Origin of the sequence: Sulfitobacter alexandrii (assembly GCF_001886735.1) — a bacterium.
GTDB classification, from domain to species: domain Bacteria; phylum Pseudomonadota; class Alphaproteobacteria; order Rhodobacterales; family Rhodobacteraceae; genus Sulfitobacter; species Sulfitobacter alexandrii.
The window spans coordinates 45,594-69,285 of sequence record NZ_CP018077.1 but is presented as its reverse complement, the minus strand read 5'-3'; the positions used below and the strand labels follow the sequence as shown (position 1 = coordinate 69,285).

21 protein-coding genes are annotated in these 23,692 nt (G+C 64.2%); 13 read left to right on the top strand and 8 right to left on the bottom strand.

Annotated elements, in window-relative coordinates; genetic code table 11:
* Window positions 1-100: 100 nt before the first annotated feature.
* Window positions 101-1,759 carry a Na/Pi cotransporter family protein gene (locus BOO69_RS19020; RefSeq protein ID WP_071973975.1) on the bottom strand — a complete coding sequence of 553 codons (1,659 nt, stop codon included), beginning with the start codon at window positions 1,757-1,759 and terminating at the stop codon, window positions 101-103.
* A gap of 262 nt (window positions 1,760-2,021) precedes the next feature.
* On the opposite strand from BOO69_RS19020, the gene ugpB reads away from it, so the two are divergent.
* Window positions 2,022-3,326, top strand: a complete 1,305-nt coding sequence (ugpB, locus tag BOO69_RS19015) for a sn-glycerol-3-phosphate ABC transporter substrate-binding protein UgpB (RefSeq protein ID WP_071974081.1) — start codon at window positions 2,022-2,024, stop codon at window positions 3,324-3,326.
* Window positions 3,327-3,347: 21 nt separating this feature from the next.
* Here the strand turns inward: ugpB and BOO69_RS19010 are convergent, their stop codons facing one another.
* Together BOO69_RS19010 and BOO69_RS19005 are read right to left on the bottom strand one after the other, a co-directional pair.
* Window positions 3,348-3,710 carry a type II toxin-antitoxin system RelE/ParE family toxin gene (locus BOO69_RS19010; RefSeq protein WP_071973974.1) on the bottom strand — a complete coding sequence of 121 codons (363 nt, stop codon included), beginning with the start codon at window positions 3,708-3,710 and terminating at the stop codon, window positions 3,348-3,350.
* Window positions 3,694-3,969 carry a ribbon-helix-helix domain-containing protein gene (locus tag BOO69_RS19005; RefSeq protein WP_071973973.1) on the bottom strand — a complete coding sequence of 92 codons (276 nt, stop codon included), beginning with the start codon at window positions 3,967-3,969 and terminating at the stop codon, window positions 3,694-3,696. The genes BOO69_RS19010 and BOO69_RS19005 overlap by 17 nt, the downstream gene beginning before the upstream one ends.
* A 51-nt stretch (window positions 3,970-4,020) precedes the next feature.
* Here BOO69_RS19005 and ugpA point away from each other — a divergent pair, with 51 nt between their 5' ends.
* From ugpA to BOO69_RS18970, 7 genes are all read left to right on the top strand, one after another.
* Window positions 4,021-4,902 (top strand): sn-glycerol-3-phosphate ABC transporter permease UgpA, encoded by an 882-nt coding sequence (gene ugpA / locus BOO69_RS19000; protein ID WP_071973972.1) that lies wholly within the window; start codon window positions 4,021-4,023, stop codon window positions 4,900-4,902.
* A gap of 8 nt (window positions 4,903-4,910) precedes the next feature.
* A complete protein-coding gene (ugpE, locus tag BOO69_RS18995) occupies window positions 4,911-5,747 on the top strand; it encodes a sn-glycerol-3-phosphate ABC transporter permease UgpE (protein ID WP_071974080.1) in 837 nt (278 codons plus the stop codon).
* A 3-nt stretch (window positions 5,748-5,750) separates the two neighbouring features.
* Window positions 5,751-6,752, top strand: a complete 1,002-nt coding sequence (ugpC, locus tag BOO69_RS18990; protein WP_071973971.1) for a sn-glycerol-3-phosphate ABC transporter ATP-binding protein UgpC — start codon at window positions 5,751-5,753, stop codon at window positions 6,750-6,752.
* Between the two features lie 109 nt (window positions 6,753-6,861).
* Entirely contained in the window at window positions 6,862-7,914 is a 1,053-nt protein-coding gene (locus BOO69_RS18985) for an extracellular solute-binding protein (RefSeq protein WP_071973970.1), read from the top strand.
* 68 nt (window positions 7,915-7,982) lie between these two features.
* Window positions 7,983-9,077, top strand: coding sequence for an ABC transporter ATP-binding protein (locus BOO69_RS18980; protein WP_071973969.1), 1,095 nt, complete (start codon window positions 7,983-7,985; stop codon window positions 9,075-9,077).
* A 40-nt stretch (window positions 9,078-9,117) separates the two neighbouring features.
* Window positions 9,118-9,933: an ABC transporter permease gene (locus tag BOO69_RS18975; protein ID WP_083545765.1), complete on the top strand. Its 816-nt coding sequence runs from the start codon at window positions 9,118-9,120 to the stop codon at window positions 9,931-9,933.
* Window positions 9,930-10,784 (top strand): ABC transporter permease, encoded by an 855-nt coding sequence (locus BOO69_RS18970; protein ID WP_071973967.1) that lies wholly within the window; start codon window positions 9,930-9,932, stop codon window positions 10,782-10,784. The genes BOO69_RS18975 and BOO69_RS18970 overlap by 4 nt, the downstream gene beginning before the upstream one ends.
* 8 nt (window positions 10,785-10,792) lie before the next feature.
* On the opposite strand, the gene BOO69_RS18965 is transcribed toward BOO69_RS18970, so the two are convergent.
* A complete protein-coding gene (locus BOO69_RS18965; protein ID WP_071973966.1) occupies window positions 10,793-11,602 on the bottom strand; it encodes an alpha/beta hydrolase in 810 nt (269 codons plus the stop codon).
* 232 nt (window positions 11,603-11,834) lie between these two features.
* On the opposite strand from BOO69_RS18965, the gene BOO69_RS18960 reads away from it, so the two are divergent.
* The 5 genes from BOO69_RS18960 to BOO69_RS18940 all read left to right on the top strand — a co-directional run bounded on the left by BOO69_RS18960 (window position 11,835) and on the right by BOO69_RS18940 (window position 18,377).
* Window positions 11,835-13,007, top strand: coding sequence for a M20 aminoacylase family protein (locus BOO69_RS18960; RefSeq protein ID WP_071973965.1), 1,173 nt, complete (start codon window positions 11,835-11,837; stop codon window positions 13,005-13,007).
* Window positions 13,008-13,030: 23 nt separating this feature from the next.
* Entirely contained in the window at window positions 13,031-14,626 is a 1,596-nt protein-coding gene (locus BOO69_RS18955) for an ABC transporter substrate-binding protein (protein WP_071973964.1), read from the top strand.
* A 90-nt stretch (window positions 14,627-14,716) separates the two neighbouring features.
* Complete coding sequence (locus BOO69_RS18950; protein WP_071973963.1) at window positions 14,717-15,712, top strand: ABC transporter permease; 996 nt, start codon at window positions 14,717-14,719, stop codon at window positions 15,710-15,712.
* Window positions 15,705-16,643 (top strand): ABC transporter permease, encoded by a 939-nt coding sequence (locus BOO69_RS18945; RefSeq protein ID WP_156875004.1) that lies wholly within the window; start codon window positions 15,705-15,707, stop codon window positions 16,641-16,643. The genes BOO69_RS18950 and BOO69_RS18945 overlap by 8 nt, the downstream gene beginning before the upstream one ends.
* Window positions 16,644-16,646: 3 nt before the next feature.
* A complete protein-coding gene (locus BOO69_RS18940) occupies window positions 16,647-18,377 on the top strand; it encodes an ABC transporter ATP-binding protein (protein ID WP_071973961.1) in 1,731 nt (576 codons plus the stop codon).
* Between the two features lie 17 nt (window positions 18,378-18,394).
* Here the strand turns inward: BOO69_RS18940 and BOO69_RS18935 are convergent, their stop codons facing one another.
* The 4 genes from BOO69_RS18935 to BOO69_RS18920 form a co-directional block, all read right to left on the bottom strand.
* Complete coding sequence (locus BOO69_RS18935) at window positions 18,395-19,360, bottom strand: LysR substrate-binding domain-containing protein (RefSeq protein ID WP_071973960.1); 966 nt, start codon at window positions 19,358-19,360, stop codon at window positions 18,395-18,397.
* Window positions 19,361-19,442: 82 nt separating this feature from the next.
* Window positions 19,443-20,879, bottom strand: coding sequence for an amidase (locus BOO69_RS18930; protein ID WP_071973959.1), 1,437 nt, complete (start codon window positions 20,877-20,879; stop codon window positions 19,443-19,445).
* Between the two features lie 58 nt (window positions 20,880-20,937).
* Complete coding sequence (locus tag BOO69_RS18925) at window positions 20,938-21,786, bottom strand: amidohydrolase family protein (protein ID WP_071973958.1); 849 nt, start codon at window positions 21,784-21,786, stop codon at window positions 20,938-20,940.
* A 7-nt stretch (window positions 21,787-21,793) separates the two neighbouring features.
* Entirely contained in the window at window positions 21,794-23,386 is a 1,593-nt protein-coding gene (locus BOO69_RS18920) for a class I adenylate-forming enzyme family protein (protein WP_237267625.1), read from the bottom strand.
* Window positions 23,387-23,692 lie beyond the last annotated feature (306 nt).

Here is a 23,692-nt window from a genome sequence, read left to right as displayed (position 1 = left end):
GGGGTGCTTGGGTCCAGTCTGCGCAGTCGGGCGTTCAGGGTCAATGCATATGCATGGGAAGTCACCAAAACATCGCAAAGCTGCAATCGGACTGTCGCGATCAGCTGAGCCGGCTTTTCAGCAGATCACCCGTCCGCGCGAGGATCGGGTAGCCGACCATGCTGAACGAGGTGTTGATCTGCTTGAGCGAGCGCAGGGTTTCCTGGTGGATGCTGCTGGTCTCGATGCTTTCGGTCAGCCCCTCGCGCAGGCGACCCAGGTGGTTGCGCTGCAGCTTCTGTTCCACGGTACGGACCTTTTCCTTGGCCTCGACGAGGTCGCGCGCTTCTGCCGGGTTCTGGTTCATCATGACGTTCAGCGCGAGGTGGACGTTGCCCTGCACGCGATCGAGGAAATCGCTGATCTCGCGCCGGCCCACCTCGGAGAAGGCGACGCCTTCGTTGTCGCGGCGTCGGGCCAGCGTCAGCAGGCTGCGCACGATCGTGTCCGACGCCGCCTCCAGCGCGGTGGAGATCCCGGCCAGTTCCATCGACCGCTTGCCCAGTTCCTCGTCCAGCCCGCCCCGGCCAAGCTGGGCGAGGTACAGCTTGATCTCGAAGTGGATCTTCTTGACCGTCTTGTCCTGTTCGCGGATGGCGGTGGCCGCGGCGGCGTCCCATTGGTCGTAGAGCGGGTCGATGGCATTCAGCATCCCCTCGATCTTCTGGCCCATGCGCAGCAGTTCGCGCGCGGTGGAATCGAGCCCGCGTCCCGGCCTGTCCATCGCGGCGGGGTCGAGCGCGCTGATCTCGGCCAGGGTTGCGGCCTCGCGGTCCGCCTTGCCGGTGATCAGTTTCGCGCACAGCGCGCAGAGCGGATGGATGAGCCCCAGCGCCACCAGCGCCAGCGCCGCGTTGAACGCGAGGTGGAGGTTGATCGCCTGGCGGCTTGCCTCGGCACCCAGATAGCCCAAAAGGTCGGGCCGCTGGGACAGGACGAGAAGCAGCAGGGCGGCCCCGCCGCCGCGCAGCAGCAAGTTGGCGCAGATCATCTGGCGTGCCGGGGCGGGCGAGGCGAGCGTGAGCACGTAAGCGATGAAGGCGCCGCCGAGGTTCGCCCCCAGCACCATCGCCGCCGCCCCTTCCACGGGCAGCAGGGACTGCGACGCCAGCGTGACGAATAGCAGCACCGCCGCGACGCTGGAATGGACGGCCCATGCAAAAAGCGCCCCGACCGCGAAGGCGGAGAAGATGTCGCGCCCGAGGTAGGCCATGACCGCCTGCGTGCCGGTGCTGTCCACCATCGGCGCGGTCGCGTCGCGGATCATGTCGAGCGACAGGAAGATCAGCGCGAGACCGATGAGGATCCGCCCCGTCTGGCGCACCGTCCCCGACCGGCCGCGCAGGAACAGCACCACGCCTGCCAGAAGCAGGAGCGGCACGAGGAAGTCCTGCCGGATCAGCAGGATCTGCGACACGACGGCCGATCCGACATCCGCGCCCAGCAGGATCGCCAGCCCGATGGCCGGCACAAGGCTTCCCTTGGCCACGAAGTTCGCCACCAGCACCGCCACGGCGGTCGAGCTTTGCAGGAAGACGGCGGCCAGTGTCCCGGTGCCCGCGGCCAGCGCCCGGTTGCCCGAGGCGCGCCGCAAGGCCTGACGCAGCTGCGGAGCGAAGGCGCGTTCGACCCCGGTGCGCACCAGCCGCACGGACCAGATCAGCAGCGCGGCGGCACCTGCGATGTGCAGGAGGAAGGACAGGAGAGCGGGTTCTTGCAAGGCGGGTCTTTCGTGGCTCGGCGGGCGGCGGGCGCCCGGACTTGGTATGTAACAGTTTCGTAACGATAGACCAGATGCGCTCTTTGGCAGGTCGCGGGGGCGCGTGCCGGAAAAAACTCGGCTGTTCTTCGGGGCGTCATACGCCCGTTACAGAACGGGTAGATACCGCGCCCAGTCTGAAACTTGAATGATGTATTGCCAGCGAAGGTTGTGACCTACTACGCTGGCGGCGACAATCCAGAGGGGGAGAAGCCAAATGAAGATGCGAAACACGATGATGGCCAGCGTTGCGGCCGTGATGGCGGCGGCGCCCGCGATGGCCCAGACCGAGATCGAGTTCTGGCACGCCTTCACCGGACGCCTGGGCGAACTGGTGGCCGAGCAGGTCGAGACCTTCAACGGATCGCAGTCCGATTACGTTGTGAACGCCACCCACAAGGGAAACTACTCCGAGACGCTGAACGCGGGCATCGCCGCCTTCCGCGCGGGGGAACAGCCGGACATCCTGATGGTGTTCGAGGTCGGCACCGCCACGATGATGGCCGCCGAGGGTGCGATCAAGCCGGTCTATGAAGTGATGGCCGACGCGGGCGCCGATTTCGACCCGGACGCCTTCATCGGGTCGGTCAAGGGGTACTACACCACCGCGGACGGCCAGATGCTGTCCATGCCGTTCAACTCGTCCACGCCGGTTCTGTGGGTGAACCGCGATGCGCTGGAGGCGGCCGACATCGACCCTGACGTCGATCTGAGCACATGGGAACAGGTCGGCGAGGTGCTGGATACCCTCAAGGCGTCGGGCAACGATTGCCCCCTGGTCACCGCATGGCAAAGCTGGATTCACCTCGAGAACCTGAGCGCCTACCACAACGTGCCCTTCGCCTCCGAGGCCAACGGTTTCGGCGGAGTGGGTACGGAGCTTGAGCTGAATGGCCCGGTGCAGACCAAGCACATCGAGACGATGGGTCAGTGGGCCAAGGACGGCAAGTTCATCTACACGGGCCGCCGCAACGAGGGCGGCGCGAATTTCCGCAGCGGTGAATGCGCGCTCTTTACCGAAAGTTCCGCGGGCTACGCCGGCATCAAGTCCGAGGCGACCTTCGATTTCGACGTGCGGCCGCTGCCGTACTGGTCCGACGTCGAAGGGGCGCCGCAGAACACGATCATCGGCGGTGCGTCGCTGTGGGTGATGGCCGGCCAGTCTGACGCGGAGTACGAGGGCGTCGCCGCCTTCCTGAACTTCCTGTCCTCGCCCGAGGTGCAGGCCAAGTGGCACCAGGACACCGGCTATCTGCCGATTACGCAGGCCGCTGCGGACCTGACGCGTGAGCAGGGCTTCTACGAGGAGAACCCCGGCACCGATATCGCGGTCAAGCAGATGACAGCCAAGGAGCCGACCGAGAACTCCAAGGGTCTGCGCCTGGGGTCCTTCGACCAGATCCGCGGCATCATCGACGAGGAACTGGAAGCGGTCTGGGCCGGTGACAAGGATGCGCAGGGGGCGCTGGACAGCGCGAAACAGCGTGGCGACGAGCTGCTGCGCCGCTTCGAGCAGGCCAACCGCTGAAACGGGCGGGGAGGGGGACGGTCAGCCGTCCTCCTTCTCCGCATTCCCGAGGCGGGCGATGATGTGCTTGAAATGATCCTGACCGCTCCTGAAGACGGCCAATATGCGGATGACGCGCGTGTCCGTATCGGGACGGAACCAGAAAATGCAGCGTTCTATCGTGACGTGCCGTATTCCGACCAGAAGGTCGGGATGCTTGGTACCCACATGCGGCATGTCGGCAAGCCGTTCCGCGATGTCCAGCATCCTGACGATCCCGGTGCGCGCCAGGGCCATCGCATCGTCCGGTGCATGGCCGAACGCGATCTGCGATTTCAGCAGATGCGCATGGTGAAGTTCGAGATCGACATAGGCTTCTTCGGAAATTTCAATCGTCCAGGTCAATCCTGCCCGCCTTTTCGTCCAACGTCCGCATCATGTTCTCGCGGAACGTCGACAACGGGACGAAGCCACCTTTCGCGCGGCGTTCAAGAAGGGTGCGAAACGCCTCTTTCTCCGCCTCGTATTCCTCGTCCTCCTTCCGCTTGGCCTCCAGCGCTTGCTGGATCACGGCGGAGGTGGACGAAAACCGGCCTTCGGCCACCTGCTTGCGGGCGTATTCGGCCTGTTGATCCGAAATGGAGACTGAGATCTTGACGGTCATGGCGGAACTCCTTTGCATCAAGGTGCTACCCAGTCGCACCGGAGTCAAGTGATGGAAAAGCGCGTCACCTTCAAGGGCGTTTGGCTGCCGCTGCTGCTGGTTCTGCCGCAGATGATCATCACGGCGGTCTTCTTCTTCTACCCGGCGGGGCAGGCGATCTGGCAGTCGCTGTTCATTCCCGATCCCTTCGGCCTGTCGATGCAGTACGTGGGCCTTGGCAATTTCGAATACCTGCTAAGCAACTCCTATTACCGTGCGAGTTTCGTCACCACCGCGATCTTTTCCGTCGCCGTGACGGTGGTGTCGATGGGCGTCGCGCTTTACCTCGCCGTGCTGGCGGACCGGCTGATCAAGGGGTCGGGTGTCTACCGGACGCTGTTGATCTGGCCTTACGCCGTGGCGCCTGCCGTGGCCGGGGTGCTGTGGCTGTTCATGTTCAACACGCGCGTGGGCGTGGTGACATGGTACCTCGGGATGCTGGGCTATGACTGGAACCACGTCCTGAACGGGGACGAGGCGATGACCCTTGTCGTCATCGCGTCCGCATGGGGGCGGATCAGCTATAACTTCCTGTTCTTCCTCGCCGGTCTGCAGGCGATCCCGCGCAGCGTGATCGAGGCGGCGGCAATCGACGGCGCGCGGTTCTGGACCCGGTTTCGCACCATCGTCTGGCCGCTGCTGTCACCGACGACGTTCTTCCTGCTGGTGGTGAACATCGTCTATGCCTTCTTCGAGACCTTCGGCGTGATCCATACGATCACCAGCGGCGGGCCGCAGCAATCGACCACGATCCTCGTCTACAAGGTCTACAAGGACGGGTTTGTCGGGCAGGACCTTGGATCGTCGGCGGCGCAATCGGTGATCCTGCTGCTGATCGTCGGGGCGCTGACCATCGTGCAGTTCAAATTCATCGAACGCAGGGTGCATTACTGATGTCGGGAATGGTCGAGAAACGCGGTTTCGGGCATTGGATGACCCATGTGGGACTGATCATCGGGCTGCTGTTCATCTTCTTCCCGATCTGGCTGGCCTTCGTCGCCTCGACGGTGTCGCAACCCGAGATCGTGAAGCCGCCGATGCCCTTGCTGCCGGGTGACCAGTTCTTTGAAAACTACCGCAAGGCGCTGGTGTCCGGCATCAATGCGCCGGTGGCGCTGATGATGCTGAATTCGCTGGTGATGGCGCTGGGGATCACCTTTGGCAAGATCGTGATCTCGCTGCTGTCGGCCTTCGCGATCGTCTATTTCAAGTTTCCGGGGCGGCGCCTGTTCTTCTGGCTGATCTTCCTGACGCTGATGCTGCCGGTCGAAGTGCGCATTGTCCCGACCTACGAGGTCGTGGCGAACTTCGGCATGCTGAACAGCTATTCCGGGCTGATCTTTCCGCTGATTGCCAGCGCCACGGCGACCTTCCTGTTTCGCCAGTTCTTCATGACCGTGCCGGACGAACTGGCCGAGGCGGCGCGCGTGGACGGGGCGAAACCGATGCGCTTCTTCTGGGACATCCTGCTGCCCATGAGCCGCACGAACATCGCGGCGCTTTTCGTGATCCTGTTCATCTACGGCTGGAACCAGTACCTGTGGCCTTTGCTGATCACGACGGACCCGTCGATGAACACCATCGTCATGGGGATCAAGCAGATGTTCCCGAGCGGCGACGACATCGCGGACTGGCCGGTCATCATGGCGACTTCCATCCTGGCGATGATCCCGCCGGTCATCGTGGTGATCAGCATGCAGAAGCTGTTCATCCGCGGCCTCGTAGACAGTGAGAAATAGAGTATGGCGACAGTCAGCCTGGACGGCATCAAGAAGACATTCGGCAAGACCGAGGTGATCCACGGCATCGACATGGAGATCGAGGACGGCGAGTTCATCGTGATCGTCGGGCCGTCGGGCTGCGGCAAGTCCACGCTGTTGCGTATGGTGGCGGGGCTGGAGACCGTGACCGAGGGCGAGGTGCGGATCGGCGGCGCGCGGGTGAACGACCGCGAACCGATGGAGCGCGACATCGCCATGGTGTTCCAGAACTACGCGCTTTATCCCCACATGTCGGTTTTCGACAACATGGCTTACGGGCTCAAGATCGCGGGCACCCCCAAGGCCGAGATCGCCGAGCGGGTGAACGAGGCGGCGGCGCTGCTGCAACTGGGCGACTACCTGAAACGGCGGCCGCGCGAGTTGTCCGGCGGGCAGCGCCAGCGCGTTGCCATGGGACGCGCCATCGTGCGCAAGCCCTCGGCGTTCCTGTTCGACGAGCCGCTGTCGAACCTCGACGCCAAGCTGCGGGTGCAGATGCGGCTGGAGATCAAGCAGTTGCAGCGTCGGCTGGGGGTCACTTCGCTGTACGTGACCCACGACCAGGTGGAGGCGATGACCCTTGCCGACCGGATGATCGTGATGAACGCGGGCCGCGCGGACCAGATCGGCGCGCCGCTGGAGGTCTACGCGAACCCGCAGACCGAATTCGTCGCCGGTTTCATCGGCTCGCCGCCGATGAACTTTCTGCCCGCCGGTCTGGCGACGGACGCGCCGGAGGGGGCAAAGACGCTGGGCGTCCGGCCGGAGAACATGGTGCTGGCGGGGCAGGGGACCGCGGCGACCGCGATCTACAACGAGGCACTGGGCGCCGAAACGCTGGTGCATGTGGACCTCGCCGACGGCACCCGCGCCACCGTGCGTCAGGATGCCAATGTGCCTCTGCCGACCGAAGGCGCCGCCGTTCACCTGCAGTGGCGGGACACCGACCGGATATTCTTTGACACGGAGGGCCGACGGTGCTGATCTGGCGGCATGGGGAAACGTCCGGCTGTCACGTCGCTGTCACATCTCGATACTACGACCCGGACGTCCGGCGCGGCCTGACCGCGCCGGCAAACATTGGAGAAGATACATGAAAACCATTCTGACAACCGTTGCCGCCGTGGCGCTCTGCTCGGCCGCGCAGGCGGACACGCTGCGCCTTCTCACCTGGGGAGGCTACGCCCCCGAGAACGTGATCGAGATGTTCGAGGCCGAGACCGGCCATACCGTCGAGGTGACGAAATCCAACAACGAGGAAATGATCGCGAAGCTGCGCGCGACCAACGGCGGCGGCTTTGACCTTGCCCAGCCGAGCCAGGACCGCATCGCGGGTCCGCAGGCCGAATTCGGCATCTACAAGCCGCTCGACATGTCCAAGATCGATACGAGCCTGTTCATCCCCTCGATGCTGGAAGCGACCAAGGGCAACACCACGGTGGACGGCGAAGTCTATGGCGTGCCGCACGTCTGGGGCACCTCGGGTCTGGTGGTGAACACGGCGGAAGCCGCCGACGTCAAGGATTACACCGACCTTTGCAACGAGGACGTGTCTGGCAAGGTGTCCTACCGGCTGAAGCGCCCGACGCTGATCGGGTTCGCCTATGCCATGGGTCTCGATCCCTTTGCCGCCTACGGCGACGAGGCGGCCTACAAGGACATCCTCGATCAGGTCGAAGCCAAGCTGATCGAGTGCAAGCCCAACGTGAAGACCTACTGGGACGGCGGAGATGAGTTGAAGAACCTCCTGCGCTCGGGCGAGGTGGTCGCGTCCATGGCATGGGACACCGGCGGCTGGCAGCTGAACGACGACAACGCCGACATCACCTTTGTCGCGCCGGAATCGGGCGCGTTGGGCTGGATCGACACCTTCGTGCTTCCCGCACGCGGCCGGGCGGACGATGCCGCCTACGCCTGGATCAACTTTGTCATGAAGCCGGAAATCGCGGCGATGATCACCGCATCCGCCGGCAACTTCACCGCGTCCAAGGGCGGCGATGCGAATGTCGACGACGCGCTGAAGGCCAAGTACCAAGCCAGCTTCCCGCAAGAGGCCATCGACAACATCAAGTGGTATCCGCCGGTGCCCGCCGGGCTGGAGGCGCTGGAAGGTGCCGCGCTTGACCGGATCAACGCCGCCAACTGAGCGCGCGACGCATGATCGAAGGGAAGCGCGGCCATCGCGCTTCCCGAACTTTTTTGAAGGCCCCCCGCATGAGTGCAATACCCGACCTCGAATGTCGTGACATCTCGAAGAGTTTCGATGATTTCAAGGCGGTCGACCACGTCAGTTTCAGTGTCCCGCAGGGCAAGTTCTTTTCCATCCTCGGTCCGTCAGGCTGTGGCAAGACGACCCTGTTGCGGATGATCGCGGGGTTCCAGAAACCGTCGAGCGGGGATCTGCTGATCAAGGGGCGGTCGGTGGTGGACGTGCCGCCGAACAAGCGGCCCGTGTCGATGGTGTTTCAGCACCTGGCCCTGTTCCCGATGATGAACATCGGCGCGAACGTCGGTTTCGGCCTGCGCCAGCGCGGCGTGAACAAGACGGACGTGAAGAAGCAGGTGGAGCGCGTTCTGGAACGCGTGGGGCTGGCCGGGGTCGCGGACCGGGCGGTCAGTTCGTTGTCGGGTGGCCAGAAACAGCGTGTGGCCATCGCCCGCTGCATGGTGCTGGAGCCGGATGTTCTGCTGCTGGACGAACCCTTGGGCGCGCTGGACCTCAAGCTGCGCGAACACATGAAGATCGAGCTCAAGCAGCTTCAGTCGGAATTCAACACCACGTTTGTCTACATCACCCACGACCAGTCCGAGGCGCTGGTGATGTCGGACCAGATCGCGGTGATGAACCGCGGTGTCTTTGAACAGGTGGGCACGGCGAAGGAGCTGTACTACGAACCGAAGACCGCCTTTGTCGCCGGGTTCGTGGGCGAGGCGAACCGCATCGCCGCCACGGTCGAGGACGCGGGCGCGGGCCTGTTGACACTGCGAACGGAGGCAGGCCAGCCCCTGCGTGGCGTGGCGGCGGCAGAGGGGCTGGCGCGGGGCGATCGGGCCGAGGTCTTTGTCCGGCCCGAGGCCGTGCGCCTGTCGCGGACGGGTGGAGACACGGACGGCAACACCGGCGCGGGTACGGTGCAGAGCGTGCTGTTCAATGGCGCGAATTCCCATGTGCTCTTGCGCGACGCGCAAAGCGGGGCCGAGATCACGGTCGCGCTGCCGCAGACCGGGGAGTTCCGCGATCTGAACCAGGGCGACACCCTGCACTATCGCTGGGCCCCGGACCAGACGCGGGTCTACGCCCGTGGCTGACCGGTCGAAGCTGACATTCTATCTTTTGCTGGCGCCGCTGATGCTGTGGCTGGTGACACTCATCATCCTGCCGCATGTGGGGATGTTCATCGTATCGCTGCGCGAAAAGGTCGGCGTGCGTGAATATGAAACCAGCTTTGCCAACTACGCGGTGTTCTTCAACGAGCCGCTTTACTGGAACACTTTCGCGCGCACCGCCTATATGTCCATCGCGGCCACGGTGCTGACGCTGCTGATCGGCTTTCCCATCGCCTATTACATTGCCAAGCTGACGCGCGGGCGCAGCAAGACGACGCTGTTCCTGATGTGCCTGATCCCGTTCTGGGTCAGCGAGCTGGTGCGCACATTCGGCTGGATGATCCTCCTGCGCGAGACGGGCATCTTTTCGAACCTGCTGCAATACGTGGGGCTGGCCGATGCCCCGGTCGAGATGCTGTACAATGACGCCGCGATCATGGTGGGGCTGGTCTATACGTCGATGCTGTTCATGGTGGTGCCACTGGTCACGACGCTGGACAGCCTTGACGACAGCCTGATCGAGGCGAGCTATGACCTGGGCGCCAGCGGTTTCGCAATCCTGCGCGAGATCGTCATTCCCCATGCCATGCCGGGCATCGTGTCGGGCTGCATCGTCGTATTCATGCTGTCGCTCGGCAATTACCTGACCCCGATCCTCTTGGGTGGCAAGGACAGCCTGTGGTTCACTGGGCTGATCTACAGCCAGTTCATCACCCGCTTCAACTGGGAGCTGGGATCGGCCTTCGGCTTCCTGCTGCTGGCCCTGTCCTCGGTCATCGTGTTCGCGGGGCTGAAACTGACCCGGCAATCGCTGGGCAAGACGATGGGGCAGGCATGATCACCGGCATCCCCCAGAGCGGCGCGTTCAAGTGGACATACCGGGCCTATGTCGCGCTTTTCTTTCTGTTCCTGGCGCTGCCGCTGGTCACAGTCTGCGTCTTTGCCTTCAACGACTCGGTGTTTCCGTCGCTCCCGTGGGAGGGGTTCACCTGGGCCTGGTTCTTTGGTGATGAGGCCCCCTTCATCGGGGTGTTCCACGAAAGGCCGATCCTGCGCTCCATCGTGACGTCCGGCATCGTGGCCTTCTGGGTATCGCTTTTGTCGGTCGCGGTGGGCACCTGCAACGCGTTCCTGTTCGTCCGTCATGATTTTCCGGGCAAGGGCTTTCTCTACATCCTGATGCTGTTGCCGCTGATCATCCCCGGCATCATCCTCGGCATTTCGATTCTTGTCTTTTCCTCGTCGGTGGCGAACACCCTGGAAGATGCGACGGGTCTGTGGTTCGACGGGTTGCGGCCCGGTCTGATCCTTGTCGTGCTGGGACAGTTTTCCTTCATCACGACCTTCGCCACGCTGGTCATCTCTGCCCGGTTGCAGAAGTTCGATCCGGCGCTGGAGGAAGCGGCGCTGAACCTCGGTGCCACCCGGTGGGGGGCGGTGCGGGCGATCACGCTGCCGTTCCTTTATCCCGCGATGGGTGCCGCGGCGGTGGTGGCGGTGCTGATGAGTTTCGAGAACTTCAACACCACGCTGATGCTGGTGGGGTCCGACGCACCGCTGACCATCACGATGTTCGACCGTCTCAAGCTGGGGTCCACGCCGGTGCTGAACGCCGTGTCGCTCTTGCTGATCGTGGTGTCGGCGCTTCTGGGGCTGGCATCGCTGCTGCTGCAACGCCGCCGCGACTAGGCGCGCTGTCAGCCCGCGAGGTGGGCGTCGATGAAATCCGCGATCTGCGCGTTGATCTCGGGCGTGTGCATGTTGGGGGTCGCATGGCCGCCATCGGGAACGTGGATCATCCGCGCCACGCCGCCCGCCGCCTCCAGCTGGGCCTGCAGGTTGTAGCTTTCGGTGATCGGAACGACCGTATCGGCTTCGCCATGGATCAGCAGGAACGGCGGGCTGTCACCGTTGCAGTAGGCTACCGGACTGGCGCGCCACGCGGCCTGCGGCGCCGAGAAGACGGTCTGGCCCAGCAGTTGCGTCACCGGTGCTGACAGAAGGCTGTCCCGGCCTGCGCAGAGCGTGATCAGGTTGGACGGACCATAGTAGTCGACGACCGCCCGGATCCGGCAGGGAGGCGGTGGACCGAATGCCGGCTCGGACGTGGCCAGCGCCGCCAGCGCGGCCAAGTGCCCGCCCGCGGACAGCCCCAGCAGGGCGAGCCCGTTCATGTCGATCCCGTGTTGGGGCGCGATCCGTGTCAGCAGGGCGAGGCCCGCGTTCACGTCTCTCACCTGCGCCGGAAAGACCGCGTGCTGCGACAGCCGGTATCCAAGGCTGGCGACGGCGTAGCCGCGCTCGAGCATGTACCACGCGCGCACGATCTTGCGGTCCCGCCGGGCCCAGCTTCCCCCGTGGATATAGGCCACGACACCCCGGATCGGTGCGTCCGGCAGGTACAGATCGAGCTTCTGCCTTTCGTGCGTCCCGAAGGGAATGTCGGGGAGAATTCTCGTCCCCGGAGGCGGCGGAATATCCGGCATGGATGTCGGATCGATGGGCATGGCTGTCCTTTCGAATGTGTGCCCCATCCTGCTGCGCCGCCCCCGGCGGCGACAAATGAAACCGGGTTCGAAACTCAAAACCTGTAGTTATGAAAAGCTGCCGGAAGTACCTGAAAAGTCATGAGCAATAGTTATGAATTGGTCATCAATCGGTATTTTTTCTCGCAGTCCAAGGCCTCTACGCTCCTGTTGAGTGATGTAGACCTAACTTAACAGGGAGTTCTGGCCAGTAATGTCCATTATACCGATGATCTCGGACTTTCATGCCGACATGACGGCGTGGCGTCGCGACTTTCATGCGAATCCGGAATTGAACTACGAGGAAGAACGCACCTCCGACCGCGTTGCATCCCTGCTCGAGAGTTGGGGTATCGAAGTTCATCGCGGTTTCGGCAAGACCGGCGTGGTGGGCGTGCTGCGGCAGGGCAACGGGCCGGGTGCCATCGGATTGCGCGCCGACATGGATGCGTTGCCGATGCAGGAGCAATCCGAATTGCCCTACAAATCCACCAAGGACGGCGTGATGCATGCCTGCGGCCATGACGGCCATACGACGATGCTACTGGGGGCGGCACGGTATCTGGCCGAAACGCGCAATTTCTCGGGCACGGTAGTGTTCATCTTTCAACCCGCCGAAGAACGCGGATCGGGTGGCAAGGCGATGATCGCCGACGGACTGTTCGAGAAGTTTCCATGCGATACCGTATGGGCCGTGCATAATACGCCGACCCTTCCCAAGGGGACGGTCGCCGTGCGGTCGGGCCCGGTGATGGCGGCGGTGGACGGGATGCGTATCCTGATCAAGGGGAAGGGATGCCACGGCGCACGGCCCCATGCGGGCAACGACCCGATTTCGGTCGGGGTGCAGTTGCACACCGCCTTCCAGCACGTGGTCACCAAGAATATCGACCCGGTGGAAACCGCGCTGGTCAACGTCACGCAGTTCCATGCAGGGACCGCGGTCAACGTGGTGCCCCCCACCGCGGAGCTTGCCGCGACCATCCGCACCTTCAGCGAGGATGTCCGCCAGACCATCAAGCGGCGCGTTCACGAGGTCGTCCGGGGTATGGAGGCCGTTTATGGCGTCGAGATCGATCTCGACTACCGGATGGGTTGCGCACCGACGGTCAACACGGTCACCGAAGCGGAGACCGCCGACCGCGTGCTGTCCGGGATCGTCGGGAGCGAGGCGGTCCAGCGGGACAACCCGCCCACGGCGGGGGGTGAGGACTTTGCCGACATGCTGGCGGTGCTGCCCGGGGCCTATGTCCATATCGGCGCCGGAAAGACCGATCAGGATCCGGGTCTTCATCACCCCTCGTACGACTTCAACGACGAAATCCTCCCGATCGGGGCCTCCTACTTTGCGGCGCTGGTCGAGGATCAATTGCGCCAGGACACCTGAGCGCCAACCAACGGGAGAAACGCATGAAACCCATTCATTGTCTCACGGCATCTGCCCTGGCGGGGATCGCAGCGCTGGCCGTCGCAGGGCCCGCCACGGCACAGGACAACGTCCTGCGCTGGTCGTCGCAGGCTGCCATATCCAATCTTGACCCGCACGGCACCACCGGCGCGCTGCCGCTTTCGATCCTTGGCAACGTCTATGAACCGCTGGTCGGAAGGGACGCCGACATGCAGCTCGAACCGGTGCTGGCCGAAAGCTGGGAAGTGGTGAACCCCACCACATGGCGGTTCAAGCTGCGCGACGGCGTGACGTTTCACAACGGCAACACCTTCAACGCGGACGACGTGATCTTTTCGATGGAGCGCGTCGGCAACAAGTACTCGTTCCTGCGCGACCGGGTGGCGATGATCGAGGAGATGAACAAGATCGACGATCTGACCATCGAGTTCGTGACCAAGGTGCCCTATCCGATCCTGCCGGAAAGCTGGACCTCCATCTACATGATGGACAAGGAATGGTCCGAGGAGAATGACGCCACGGTCCCCTCCAACACGGTGGAGAACATCGAAAGCTTCGCCGGGCAGCAGTCCAACGGTACCGGTCCCTTCACCGTCGTGGAGCGCGTGCCGGAGACCCGGACGGTTTTCGAACCCTACGAGAACTACTGGGACGAGATCACGCACAACCTGGACCAGGTGGTCTATCTGCCGATCACGCAGGACGGCACCCGTGTCGCGGCGCTGCTGTCGGGCGAGATCGACATGATGTTCCCGGTTCCCCTGCAGGACATCGACCGTTTGCAGGCGGGAGAGGAGACCGAGGTGCTGATCCAGCCCGAGCTGCGCACGATCATGCTGGGGATGGATCAACGCCGCGACGACGCCTTGCAGACTGAACCCGAAGGCAACCCCTTCAAGGACAAGCGGGTGCGCAAGGCGATCTACCAGGCCATCGACATCGACGGCATTCAGGAAAAGATCATGAACGGCCTGTCCGAACCCGCGGCGACCCTGATCTCGCCGCTGCTGTTCGCGCCGGCGGGCAAGATGGAGCGCTATCCCTACGACCCCGAGGCGTCGCGCAAGCTGCTGGCGGAGGCGGGATACCCGGACGGGTTCAAGACCGCGCTGGTATGCACCAACAACAGATACGTGAACGATGAACGCATCTGCCAGGCCGTCACCTCCATGCTGGCGCGGGTGGGCATCGACGTCGAACTTCGGACCATGAACGTCACCCAGTACTGGAAGGTCGTGGGCCGGCCCGTGCAGGAATTCGCGATGTACATGATGGGCTGGACGCCCGGCGGGCTCGACAGCTACTCGGTCCTGTTCAACCTGATGGGCAGCTGGGACGAGGAATCCGGACGCGGCCGCATCAACAACGGCGACTTCGCCAACGACCGCATCGACGAGATCGTCGCCGCGGTGGAAAGCGAAACCGACCAGGTCAAGCGTGACGCCCTGATCCAGGAAGCCTACCAGATCGTCCACGACGAGGTGTTCTATCTCCCGCTGCACCAGCAGGCGGTGGTCTGGGGCGTGCGCAAGGGTGTCGAAGTGGTCCAGCGGCCAGACGACTACTTCCAGTACAAGACGGCCCGCATCACGCGCTGACCTTCCTCCCCGGGCGGCACCTCTCCCCGCCGTCCGCAGCCGGGGCCCCCTGATCCGGGCCCCGGCTCCCTCCAACCCCGAGAGGCACGAATGTTCCGTTTTGTTTCGGGCCGGCTGGCCCAGTCCCTTCTTGTCATGTTCCTTGTTGCGGCCGTTGCATTCTCCCTCTTCGGTTTCGTGGGGGACCCGATCCGCCAGATGATCACCGAAGACGCGTCGCAGGCCGAGATCGAACGCCTGCGCGACATGATGGGTCTGAACGACCCGGTCATCGAACAGTTCTGGCGCTACATCAGCGGCGCCGTGCAGGGCGACTTCGGCGTCTCCTACTTTCACAAGCGCCCTGTCGGCGCATTGATCGCCGAGCGGCTGCCCGCGACCTTCGAACTGGCCGGTCTTTCGGTGTTGTTGTCCATCGTGATCGGCATCCCGCTGGGGGTCTACACCGGGCTCAACCGCAACGGCCGCATCGCGCGGCTGCTGATGGCGGTCTCCCTCGTGGGGATCTCCATCCCCACGTTCCTGATCGGCATCCTGCTGATCTATCTCTTCTCCGTCATCCTCGGCTGGCTTCCGTCGTTCGGGCGCGGCGAGACGGTGAGCGTGCTGGGCGGCTACTGGACCACCGGTTTCCTGACCTCGTCGGGCCTGCAATCGCTCATCCTGCCTTCGATCACCCTCGCGCTGTTCCAGACCACGCTGATCCTGCGGCTGGTGCGGGCCGAGATGCTGGATGTCATGCGTACCGACTACATCAAGTTCGCCCGCGCCCGCGGTCTGGGCAAGAGGACGGTCAACTTTCGCCATGCACTGAAGAATACGCTGATGCCGGTGGTCACCGTGATCGGCCTGCAGCTGGGCGGCGTCATCGCCTTCGCGATCATCACCGAGACGGTATTTCAATGGCCGGGCATGGGGCGGTTGTTCCTGCAGTCGATACAGCAGGTCGATATCCCCGTGATGTCCGCCTACCTGATCATGATCGCCTTCTTCTTCGTGGTCATCAATCTCATCACCGATCTGACGTATTACGCGATCGATCCGCGCCTGCGGACCAACGCCCTGAAGGGGAATGCCCATGCCTGATCGCATCATCAAAGCCGTCCCGTCCCGGTGGCAGCGCATCCGCCGCAGCGAAATCGCCCTCAGCTTTCTGGCATCTCCGGTGACTGTCGTGGCGGCCGCTGTCGCCCTGCTGATGATCCTTGCCTCGATCGGCGCCTCGGTCATCGCGCCGCATGACCCCTACGACATGGGCAGCATCGACATCTTCGATTCCATGCTGCCCCCCGTGTGGGAGGACGGCGGCGACCCGCGGTTCGTGCTGGGCACCGATTCCATCGGGCGCGGCATCCTGTCCACCATCCTCTACGGCAGCCGCATGTCGATCATGATCGGTCTGGTCAGCGTGGCGCTGTCGCTGTCTATCGGTGTCACCCTCGGCCTGATCGCGGGCTACAAGGGCGGGCTGATCGATTCCGTGATCATGCGCGTCGCCGAGGTGCAGCTGGCGCTGCCCACGATCCTCGTCGCGCTGCTGATCAACGGCATCCTGCGGGCGGTGGCGCCACCCTCCACGCTCGACAGCGTCGCCATCCTCGTGCTCGTGTTGTCCATCGGCCTGTCCAGCTGGGTGCAATTCGCCCGCGCCGTGCGGGCATCGACGATGGTCGAGAAGGGGCAGGAATACGTTCTGGCCGCGCGGCTGATCGGGATCGGGCAGATGTCGATCATGTTCCGCCACATCCTGCCCAACGTCATGGGGCCGATCCTGGTTATCGCGACGTTGAGCCTGTCGGGCGCGATCCTGACCGAGGCGACGCTGAGCTTTCTCGGCGTCGGTGTGCCGCCCACGCGCCCCTCGCTCGGGACGCTCATCAACGACGGCACGAACTTCCTGTTCTCCGGTGCCTGGTGGATCACCATCTTTCCCGGCGCCGCCCTTGCGCTGCTGGTGCTGACGGTAAACCTCGTCGGTGACTGGATGCGCGACGCCCTGAACCCAACGCTTGGATAAGCCATGAGCCTTCTCGAACTGAAAGACCTGAAGATCCATTTCGACACGCGGCGCGGCACCGTCGAGGCGGTGCGCGGCATCGACCTGTCGGTGGAGCGCGGCGAGATCCTCGGCATCGTCGGAGAATCCGGCGCCGGGAAATCCACCATCGGCAACGCGGTCATCGGCCTTCTGGAGCCGCCGGGCCGGATCGCCGGGGGCGAGGTGTGGTTCGACGGCACGCGCATCGACACGTTGCCGGAATCGGCGTTCCGCAAGATACGCGGACGGCGGATCGGCATGATCTTCCAGGACCCGATGACCAGCCTCAATCCGCTGCTGACCATCGGCGACCAGATCGCCGAGACGATCTGCCGGCACACCGATCTGTCCCGCCGCCAGGCGACCGAGCGTGCGGTCGAGCTTCTGCGTGAAGTGGGCATTCCCGATCCCGAGGTGCGGCTGGACGAGTACCCGCATCAGTTCTCGGGCGGGATGCGGCAGCGCGTGGTGATTACGCTCGCGCTTTGCGCCGATCCGGACCTCGTGATCTGCGACGAGCCGACGACCGCGCTCGACGTGTCGGTTCAGGCGCAGATCCTCGACCTGCTGCGGCGGCTCTGCCGGGAGCGCAACGTGGGGGCGATCTTCATCACCCATGACATGGGCGTGATTTCCGAGGTCACGGACCGCGTCGCGGTGATGTACCACGGCAAGGTGGTGGAGACCGGCACGACCGAGCAGGTCATGACCGGCCCGCGCCACGCCTACAGTCAAAGCCTGCTGGCGGCCGTCCCGCGCGGCGACCGGCGGCTCGAGCGTTTCCCGCAGCTAGACTACCGCGAGGACAAGGCAGTGGACCGCGATCGATCGGTGATCGACCTGAACACGCATTGGCTGGGCCGGCGGACAGGCATCGGGGACGAAACCGACCGCGCGCTCCTGCAGGTGGACAACCTGACCATGCAGTTCGTGCAGCATCATTCGATCATCCCCGCGTGGCGGCGCAGCTTCACGGCCGTCCGGGACGTCAGTTTCGAGATCCGGCGCGGCGAGACCTTTGGTCTTGTCGGTGAAAGCGGGTCGGGCAAATCGACGATCGCGCGCATGGTCGCCGGGCTGTATGCCCCGACCTCTGGCCGGATCCGGTATGACGGGGTCGAGATCGCGGGACCTGAGTCCAGCCCGATCGCGCCCCGGACACGCCAGCAGATCCAGATGATCTTTCAGGACCCCTTTTCGTCGCTGAACCGCCGCAAGCGGGTGCGCGACATCATCAGCGAGCCCATCGGCCACCATCGGCTGGCCTCGGGGAGGGCAGAGGCCGAGAGCATCGTTTCGGACCTGCTCGTTCATGTGGGTATGGAGCCCGACGCCGCGCTACGCTATCCGCACGAGTTCTCGGGCGGGCAGCGGCAGCGCATCTCCATCGCGCGCGCGCTCGCCACGCGGCCCCGTTTCCTGATCTGCGACGAGCCCACATCGGCGCTGGATGTGTCGATCCAGGCGCAGATCCTCAACCTGCTCAAGGATCTGCAGGCGGAGCTGGGCCTGACGTTGCTGTTCATCAGCCATGACCTTCCGGTGATCCGGCAGATGTGCGACCGGATCGGCGTGATGAAGTCGGGCGAGATCGTGGAGCTTGCCCCGGCGGAGGAGATATTCGAGGCGCCCTCGCACCCCTATACTTCAGAGCTTCTGTCCCTGATGCCCAAGTTCGAGGGCGACAGCGGGGCGGCCCTGCAGGCGCGCTGACCCGGTATCGGTGGACGCTACTGCGTCTCGATGCGTTTCTCGCGCAGCTTGCCGGGCAGGCGGACCTCCATCCAGTCCGGCAGGTAGGCCACGCCGTCATGCATGTCGCGGATATGGCGGCGCAGGATGTCCATGAAGCGGTTCGCCAGCGGCGAAGCGATCCTGTCGCTGGGCCGGAAGGCGGAGAAGGTGAATTCGATCGACGGATCGAAGGGGATCGCCACCACGTCCGGCCAGAACCGCTGCCGGACGCCCAGAGGCTCGACGATGGCAACACCGGCGCCGCGAGACACCAGCGCGTTCGCTTCGGCCGAGGCAAAGACCTCGAACCGCATGTTGCGGCTGACCCGATGCTGTTCGAACACCCCGTCCGTGATGTGCCGCATCCGGCTGTCGCGGGTGAACGAGATGAAGCTTTCCCCCTCGAGATCCTTGGGGCCGACGCGGCTGCGCCCGGCAAGCGGGTGATTCTTTGACACGATACAGACGGAGTTCGCGTGGAACAGCGGTTCCACCTTGAGCGCGGGGTGCTGGAACTGGGTCACGGAAAAACCGATGTCGACGTTGGCGGCCAGAACGTCGGGCCCGACGGTCGACGACATGTCCATCAACACGTCGACCTCCGGGTTTTCCCGCGCGAAATCGGCCACCGCGTCTGCAACCAGCGTGAGCCCGATGGTGGAGGCGGTGATGATCCGAAGCTCGCCCGTGCGGAAGGTGCGCAGATCCTCGGCGAAGCGTTCCACATCGGCGAGCGAGGCAAAGAGCCTGCGGACCTCCTTGTAGAGCAGGCGGGCTTCGTCCGTCGGGATCAGCCGCCGCTTCACCCGGTCGAAGAGGTGCAGCTTGAGGTCGATCTCGAGCCCGGCGAGCATCTTGCTCATGGCAGGTTGGGTGACGTACATGCGGTCCGCCGCAGCCGTCACCGTGCCGGTTTCCATGAACTGGACGAATGCCTCGAGTTGCCGGTGGGTGATCCGCATGTGAAATATCTCCCTGTGCCGAACTCTAGCCGTCGGCCGCCCCGGGCGAAAGATATCTTCGCCGGAGGCTTCGGGGCGGAGATCAGCCTGTCGCGGCGGGCGGCCAGCGGTCGGCCCAGGGCATCAGCCGTTCGATGGCCGCGGCGACGGCAAGGATCCGTGCCTCGCTGTGCCACGGACCGACGATCTGCATGCCGATGGGAATTCCGTCCGACGACATGCCCACGGGCACCGACATGGCCGGGTGGCCGCTGGCGTTCTGGGGCACGGTGTAGGGATACCAGGCCTCGCGCAGGGGGCCGTATTCAACCCCGTCGACCACCAGCGGTTCGTCCTGTTTCTGGTCCACGGACAGGGACGGGGTGGCAATGGTCGGCGTCACGTAGATGTCCGCCCCGTCGAACTGGCGTTCGACCTCGCGCAGGATATCGGTGCGCGCCCGCATGGCGGTGGCAAGGATGTCGTAGGTATGGGTGGGGCCGGGTGTCAGCGACATGCGCGCGGTCCGGTCCATCCGGTCGCCGTGTTCTTCCAGCAGGTGACCGAACCGGGAATACTGGTAGGCCCGCATGTAGACCAGCGCGCTGGCATTGTCGTAGACCGGATCCTCGATCATCCCGACGTCACGCGCGCCTGCGTCGATCATCGTCTCGACCGCGTTGCGCACGGCCTTTTCCACGTCGGGGTGGACCCAGTCGTTGACCGTCCGCATCAGAACCCGAACCTTCAGCCCCTTGAGCGCCGCTACCGGATCGTCGGGCAGGGTGATCGGGTCGGCGCTGCCGCCGAACGACCAGGGATCGCGGCGGTCCGGTCCCTTCATGCCGTTGAGCCCCAGCGCCAGGTCCGCGATGGACCGGCCCATCACGCCGATACAGGTGAAGGAGCCGAAGACATCGGTGGTGGTTTCATGCGGGATCGCGCCCCAGGTCGCCTTGATCCCGGCGACACCGCAGGCGGAGGCCGGGATGCGGCCCGATCCGGCCCCGTCGGAGGAAACGTGCAGCGGTCCGAACCCCATGGCGGCGCCGATGCCCGCCCCGCCGGACGAGCCGCCGCAGCTGCGGTCGGTGTCCCACGGATTGCGGCTGATCCCCTCGGTCGGGCAGTCGGTCAGAACCTTGTGGCCGAATTCGGGCGTCGTCGTCTTGGCAAAGGGGATCGCGCCCTTGCGGCGCAACCGGGCGATGGCCTCGGCGTCCTCGTCCGGCACCTGACCCTCGAAGGCGAATGACCCCATCTCGAGCGGAAGGCCCCTGACCTTGAGCAGATCCTTCGCGGTGACCGGTATTCCCTGCAACGCGCCGGGCGCCTCGCCGCTGGCGAGGTCGCGGTCGCGCGCCTCCGCCTCTGCCATCGCGGCCTCGGGGTCCACGTGGGCGATGCCGTTGGTGCGGTCATCCAACCTTTCGATCCGGTCCAGCACGGCGCGCATGAGGCGGGCCGCCCTGATCTCGCCGGTCTGAAGTTTCGGCAGCAGGTCCGTTGCCGTCATGCGGCACAGGTCGTCGTCGGTCATGTGTCTGGTCCTCTCCCTTTCAGCGCATCATGTGCGGTTTTTCCCCGGTTGGCACCCGTCACATCCCGAGAAAACGCTGCGCGTTGCCGCCCAGCCAGAGATCCGCGATGTCGGCGTCGACGGGGAGGGCACGGATTTCCTCGATCACCCGGCCCATGGGCTGCATCGGCCAGGCCGTGCCCGCGATCATCCGGTCCTTGAGGATGGTGCGCCCGTATTGCAGCAGGGGCCCGTAGCCGGAATGGTCGACGGTCATGAGCCGTGGCCTGATGGCGACCAGCCCGATCCAGAGGTTCGGATGCCGCCATGCCACGGCGAGCAACTCCTGAACCCAGGGCCAGCCCGGCGGCGAGGCGCAGACCCGAAGTTCGGGAAAGTCGCACAACACCCGGTCGAGCGTTTCCGGCCTGCCGAATTCCGGCGACGACTTGAGCGAAAAGTTGATGCCCACGTGGATGTTCACGGGGATGTCCAGCTCGATGCACTTGGCGTACAGCGGATACATCCGTCGGTCGTCCGGGGCGAGCCGGTTTTCGAAGCATTGGACGTTCAGGCCCTTCAGGCCCAGTTCGGTCACGGCGTGCTCCAGCTCGCGCAGGGCCGTCATGCCCTTGTTGGGGTCGACCCCCGCGAAACCGATGAAACGATCCGGGTGCCGCGCAACGACCTCGGCCACCTCCTCGTTCGAGATGCGCCCGCCGAACGTGGTTTCGACGTCCCGCGCCTTGATCACGGTTTTCCCGATGCCGGCCGCGTCACAGTCGCGGAACCATTGGTCGAGGTCGACTTCGCCGCGGGCAGCGGCCTTTTCGGACGACGCATAGACCCGGCGGTAGTTGGCCAGGTGGCTTCCGTCGCCGATGCTAAGTTCCTCGATCGGGGGCGTCGCGCCGTAGTCGATGATCATTGGTGAGTTACCGCCATGTGTTGTCGACGCGGTCGAAAGCGCCCAGCCGCTGGTCCTCGCGCGATTTCGTGAGTTCGGCCTTGGCGACCTTGAACGATGTGGTCCGCGGCATCGTTTCGATGAATTCGAAGTAGCGGGGCACCTTGAAGGCGGCGAGCCTGCCGTCGGCATAGCTCAGGATGCGCGCGATCGTGGCCGCGTCGGGCCGGTGACCGTTCTGAAGCGTGACAAAGGCCTTCACCTCCTCGCCGCGCAGGTCGTCAGGTACGGGAACGAGAGCGACTTCCTCGATCTCCTCCATGTCGCGCAGCACGCCTTCGACCTCGCGGCAGGCGATGTTCTCGCCCGAGCGGCGGATCATGTCCTTCTTGCGCCCCACGATGAAATGGAAGCCGTCCGCGTCGCGGCGGAACAGGTCGCCGGTATGGAACCAGCCGTCCCGAAGCACTTCCGCCGTCGCTTCGGGATTGTTGTAATACCCCTCGAAGATGCCGGGCCCCCGGATCAGCAGCTCGCCGATCTCGCCGTCCGGCAAGTCGTTGCCCGCGTCGTCCACGATGCGTGTTTCGCGGAAGGGGGACGCGATGCCGCAGCTCCCCGACCCGACCATGTCCGTCGCTTCCATCGGCATGTGCAGGCCGGAGCCGATCTCGGTCATCCCGAACGCCTCGCGCGCGGTCAGGCCATAGCGGCGCTCGATCTCTGCGTGCGCAGAGGCGCGCACGCCGTAGATGTTGGCCCGGATCACCGGGTTGTGGGAATCGTGCGGGGCAGGGGGCTGTTTGCTCGCCGCTTCGGGAAACAGGCAGAATTCGATCCGGTGCTCGGACAGCCACCGCGAGAAGCGCGAGGCGCTTTGCTTGCGCCCGACGACGAGCGTGGCGCGCTGGAACAGCGCCATGACCAGCAGCCATTGCGGATCCATGTAGGTGAAAGGTGTGGTCGCCAGAATCCGGTTGAACCGGCGCCCGTCCCGCCAGGCGTTCACGATACCGGTGGTCAGCCAGTAGCGATGTGTCAGCATGCAGCCCTTGGGCAGGCCGGTGGTGCCCGACGTATACTGGATGTTCATCAGGTCGTCGCCGCCGAGGGAGGGCGCCGGACAGGTTTCCCTTTCGGCATTGGCGAGGCGCTTGCGCCAGTCGTCACCCCCCACGATCAGCACCCGCGCATCGAGGTTGGCGTCCTCCAGGACCTTGGCGAGGCTTTCATGGATGACAAGCAGGTGCGCGCCGGAATTCTCGATCACGTAGGACAGTTCCCGCGCCGAATAGCGGTTGTTCACGGGAACCATCACGGCGCCGATACGGCCAAGGCCCAGCCAGGTCAGCGGCATCTCGGGGATGTTGGGCAGCATCACCGCCACCCGGTCCTTTCGCCAGACACCCAGAGACGCGAACAGGGCGCCGTAGACGAGGCTTTCCGCGCGGACCTGTTCATAGGTGGCGCTGGTGCCTTCATCGAAGAATTCCCACAGGATCTTGTCGGGGCAATCCTGCGCCGCACTGTCCAGAAGATGTGGCACCGTTGGCGGCAGATCCGCCGCCTCGATCACTGCGCGCCGTTCGGCGGGGGTCTGGTCGGAAGTGGTTAGAGGCACAGCCGTCATCGCTAGATCATGTCCCGTTTTCTGCATGGCTCGAGGCGCGGTCGCACCTTTCCCGACCTAGAAAGCCAGCCTGTGCAGCGGGGATCAAATTGCGAATGAAGTGAAAAACATAACAGAAAGTCATGATTGATGCTCTGGATTAAATGACTGTTTTTCAGATAGCTGCGTGATGCGTAGCGCCGAATTTGAATATTCATTTCAGGAATGAATTCCTTCCGACTTGCTATTTGACTTGATGGGGGTATCGGCCCGCAGACTGTAGCGAAACGACATCCGCCGGTGCAGCTGCCGGCCCGA

Excerpts from the sequence above, each read along its gene's own strand:
- ugpB (WP_071974081.1), top strand. The coding sequence starts at position 2,022 with ATGCGAAACACGATGATGGCCAGCGTTGCGGCCGTGATGGCGGCGGCG.
- BOO69_RS19005 (WP_071973973.1), bottom strand. The coding sequence starts at position 3,969 with ATGACCGTCAAGATCTCAGTCTCCATTTCGGATCAACAGGCCGAATAC.
- ugpA (WP_071973972.1), top strand. The coding sequence starts at position 4,021 with ATGGAAAAGCGCGTCACCTTCAAGGGCGTTTGGCTGCCGCTGCTGCTG.
- ugpE (WP_071974080.1), top strand. The coding sequence starts at position 4,911 with ATGGTCGAGAAACGCGGTTTCGGGCATTGGATGACCCATGTGGGACTG.
- ugpC (WP_071973971.1), top strand. The coding sequence starts at position 5,751 with ATGGCGACAGTCAGCCTGGACGGCATCAAGAAGACATTCGGCAAGACC.
- BOO69_RS18985 (WP_071973970.1), top strand. The coding sequence starts at position 6,862 with ATGAAAACCATTCTGACAACCGTTGCCGCCGTGGCGCTCTGCTCGGCC.
- BOO69_RS18980 (WP_071973969.1), top strand. The coding sequence starts at position 7,983 with ATGAGTGCAATACCCGACCTCGAATGTCGTGACATCTCGAAGAGTTTC.
- BOO69_RS18975 (WP_083545765.1), top strand. The coding sequence starts at position 9,118 with ATGCTGTGGCTGGTGACACTCATCATCCTGCCGCATGTGGGGATGTTC.
- BOO69_RS18970 (WP_071973967.1), top strand. The coding sequence starts at position 9,930 with ATGATCACCGGCATCCCCCAGAGCGGCGCGTTCAAGTGGACATACCGG.
- BOO69_RS18965 (WP_071973966.1), bottom strand. The coding sequence starts at position 11,602 with ATGCCCATCGATCCGACATCCATGCCGGATATTCCGCCGCCTCCGGGG.
- BOO69_RS18960 (WP_071973965.1), top strand. The coding sequence starts at position 11,835 with ATGTCCATTATACCGATGATCTCGGACTTTCATGCCGACATGACGGCG.
- BOO69_RS18955 (WP_071973964.1), top strand. The coding sequence starts at position 13,031 with ATGAAACCCATTCATTGTCTCACGGCATCTGCCCTGGCGGGGATCGCA.
- BOO69_RS18950 (WP_071973963.1), top strand. The coding sequence starts at position 14,717 with ATGTTCCGTTTTGTTTCGGGCCGGCTGGCCCAGTCCCTTCTTGTCATG.
- BOO69_RS18945 (WP_156875004.1), top strand. The coding sequence starts at position 15,705 with ATGCCTGATCGCATCATCAAAGCCGTCCCGTCCCGGTGGCAGCGCATC.
- BOO69_RS18940 (WP_071973961.1), top strand. The coding sequence starts at position 16,647 with ATGAGCCTTCTCGAACTGAAAGACCTGAAGATCCATTTCGACACGCGG.
- BOO69_RS18935 (WP_071973960.1), bottom strand. The coding sequence starts at position 19,360 with ATGCGGATCACCCACCGGCAACTCGAGGCATTCGTCCAGTTCATGGAA.
- BOO69_RS18930 (WP_071973959.1), bottom strand. The coding sequence starts at position 20,879 with ATGACCGACGACGACCTGTGCCGCATGACGGCAACGGACCTGCTGCCG.
- BOO69_RS18925 (WP_071973958.1), bottom strand. The coding sequence starts at position 21,786 with ATGATCATCGACTACGGCGCGACGCCCCCGATCGAGGAACTTAGCATC.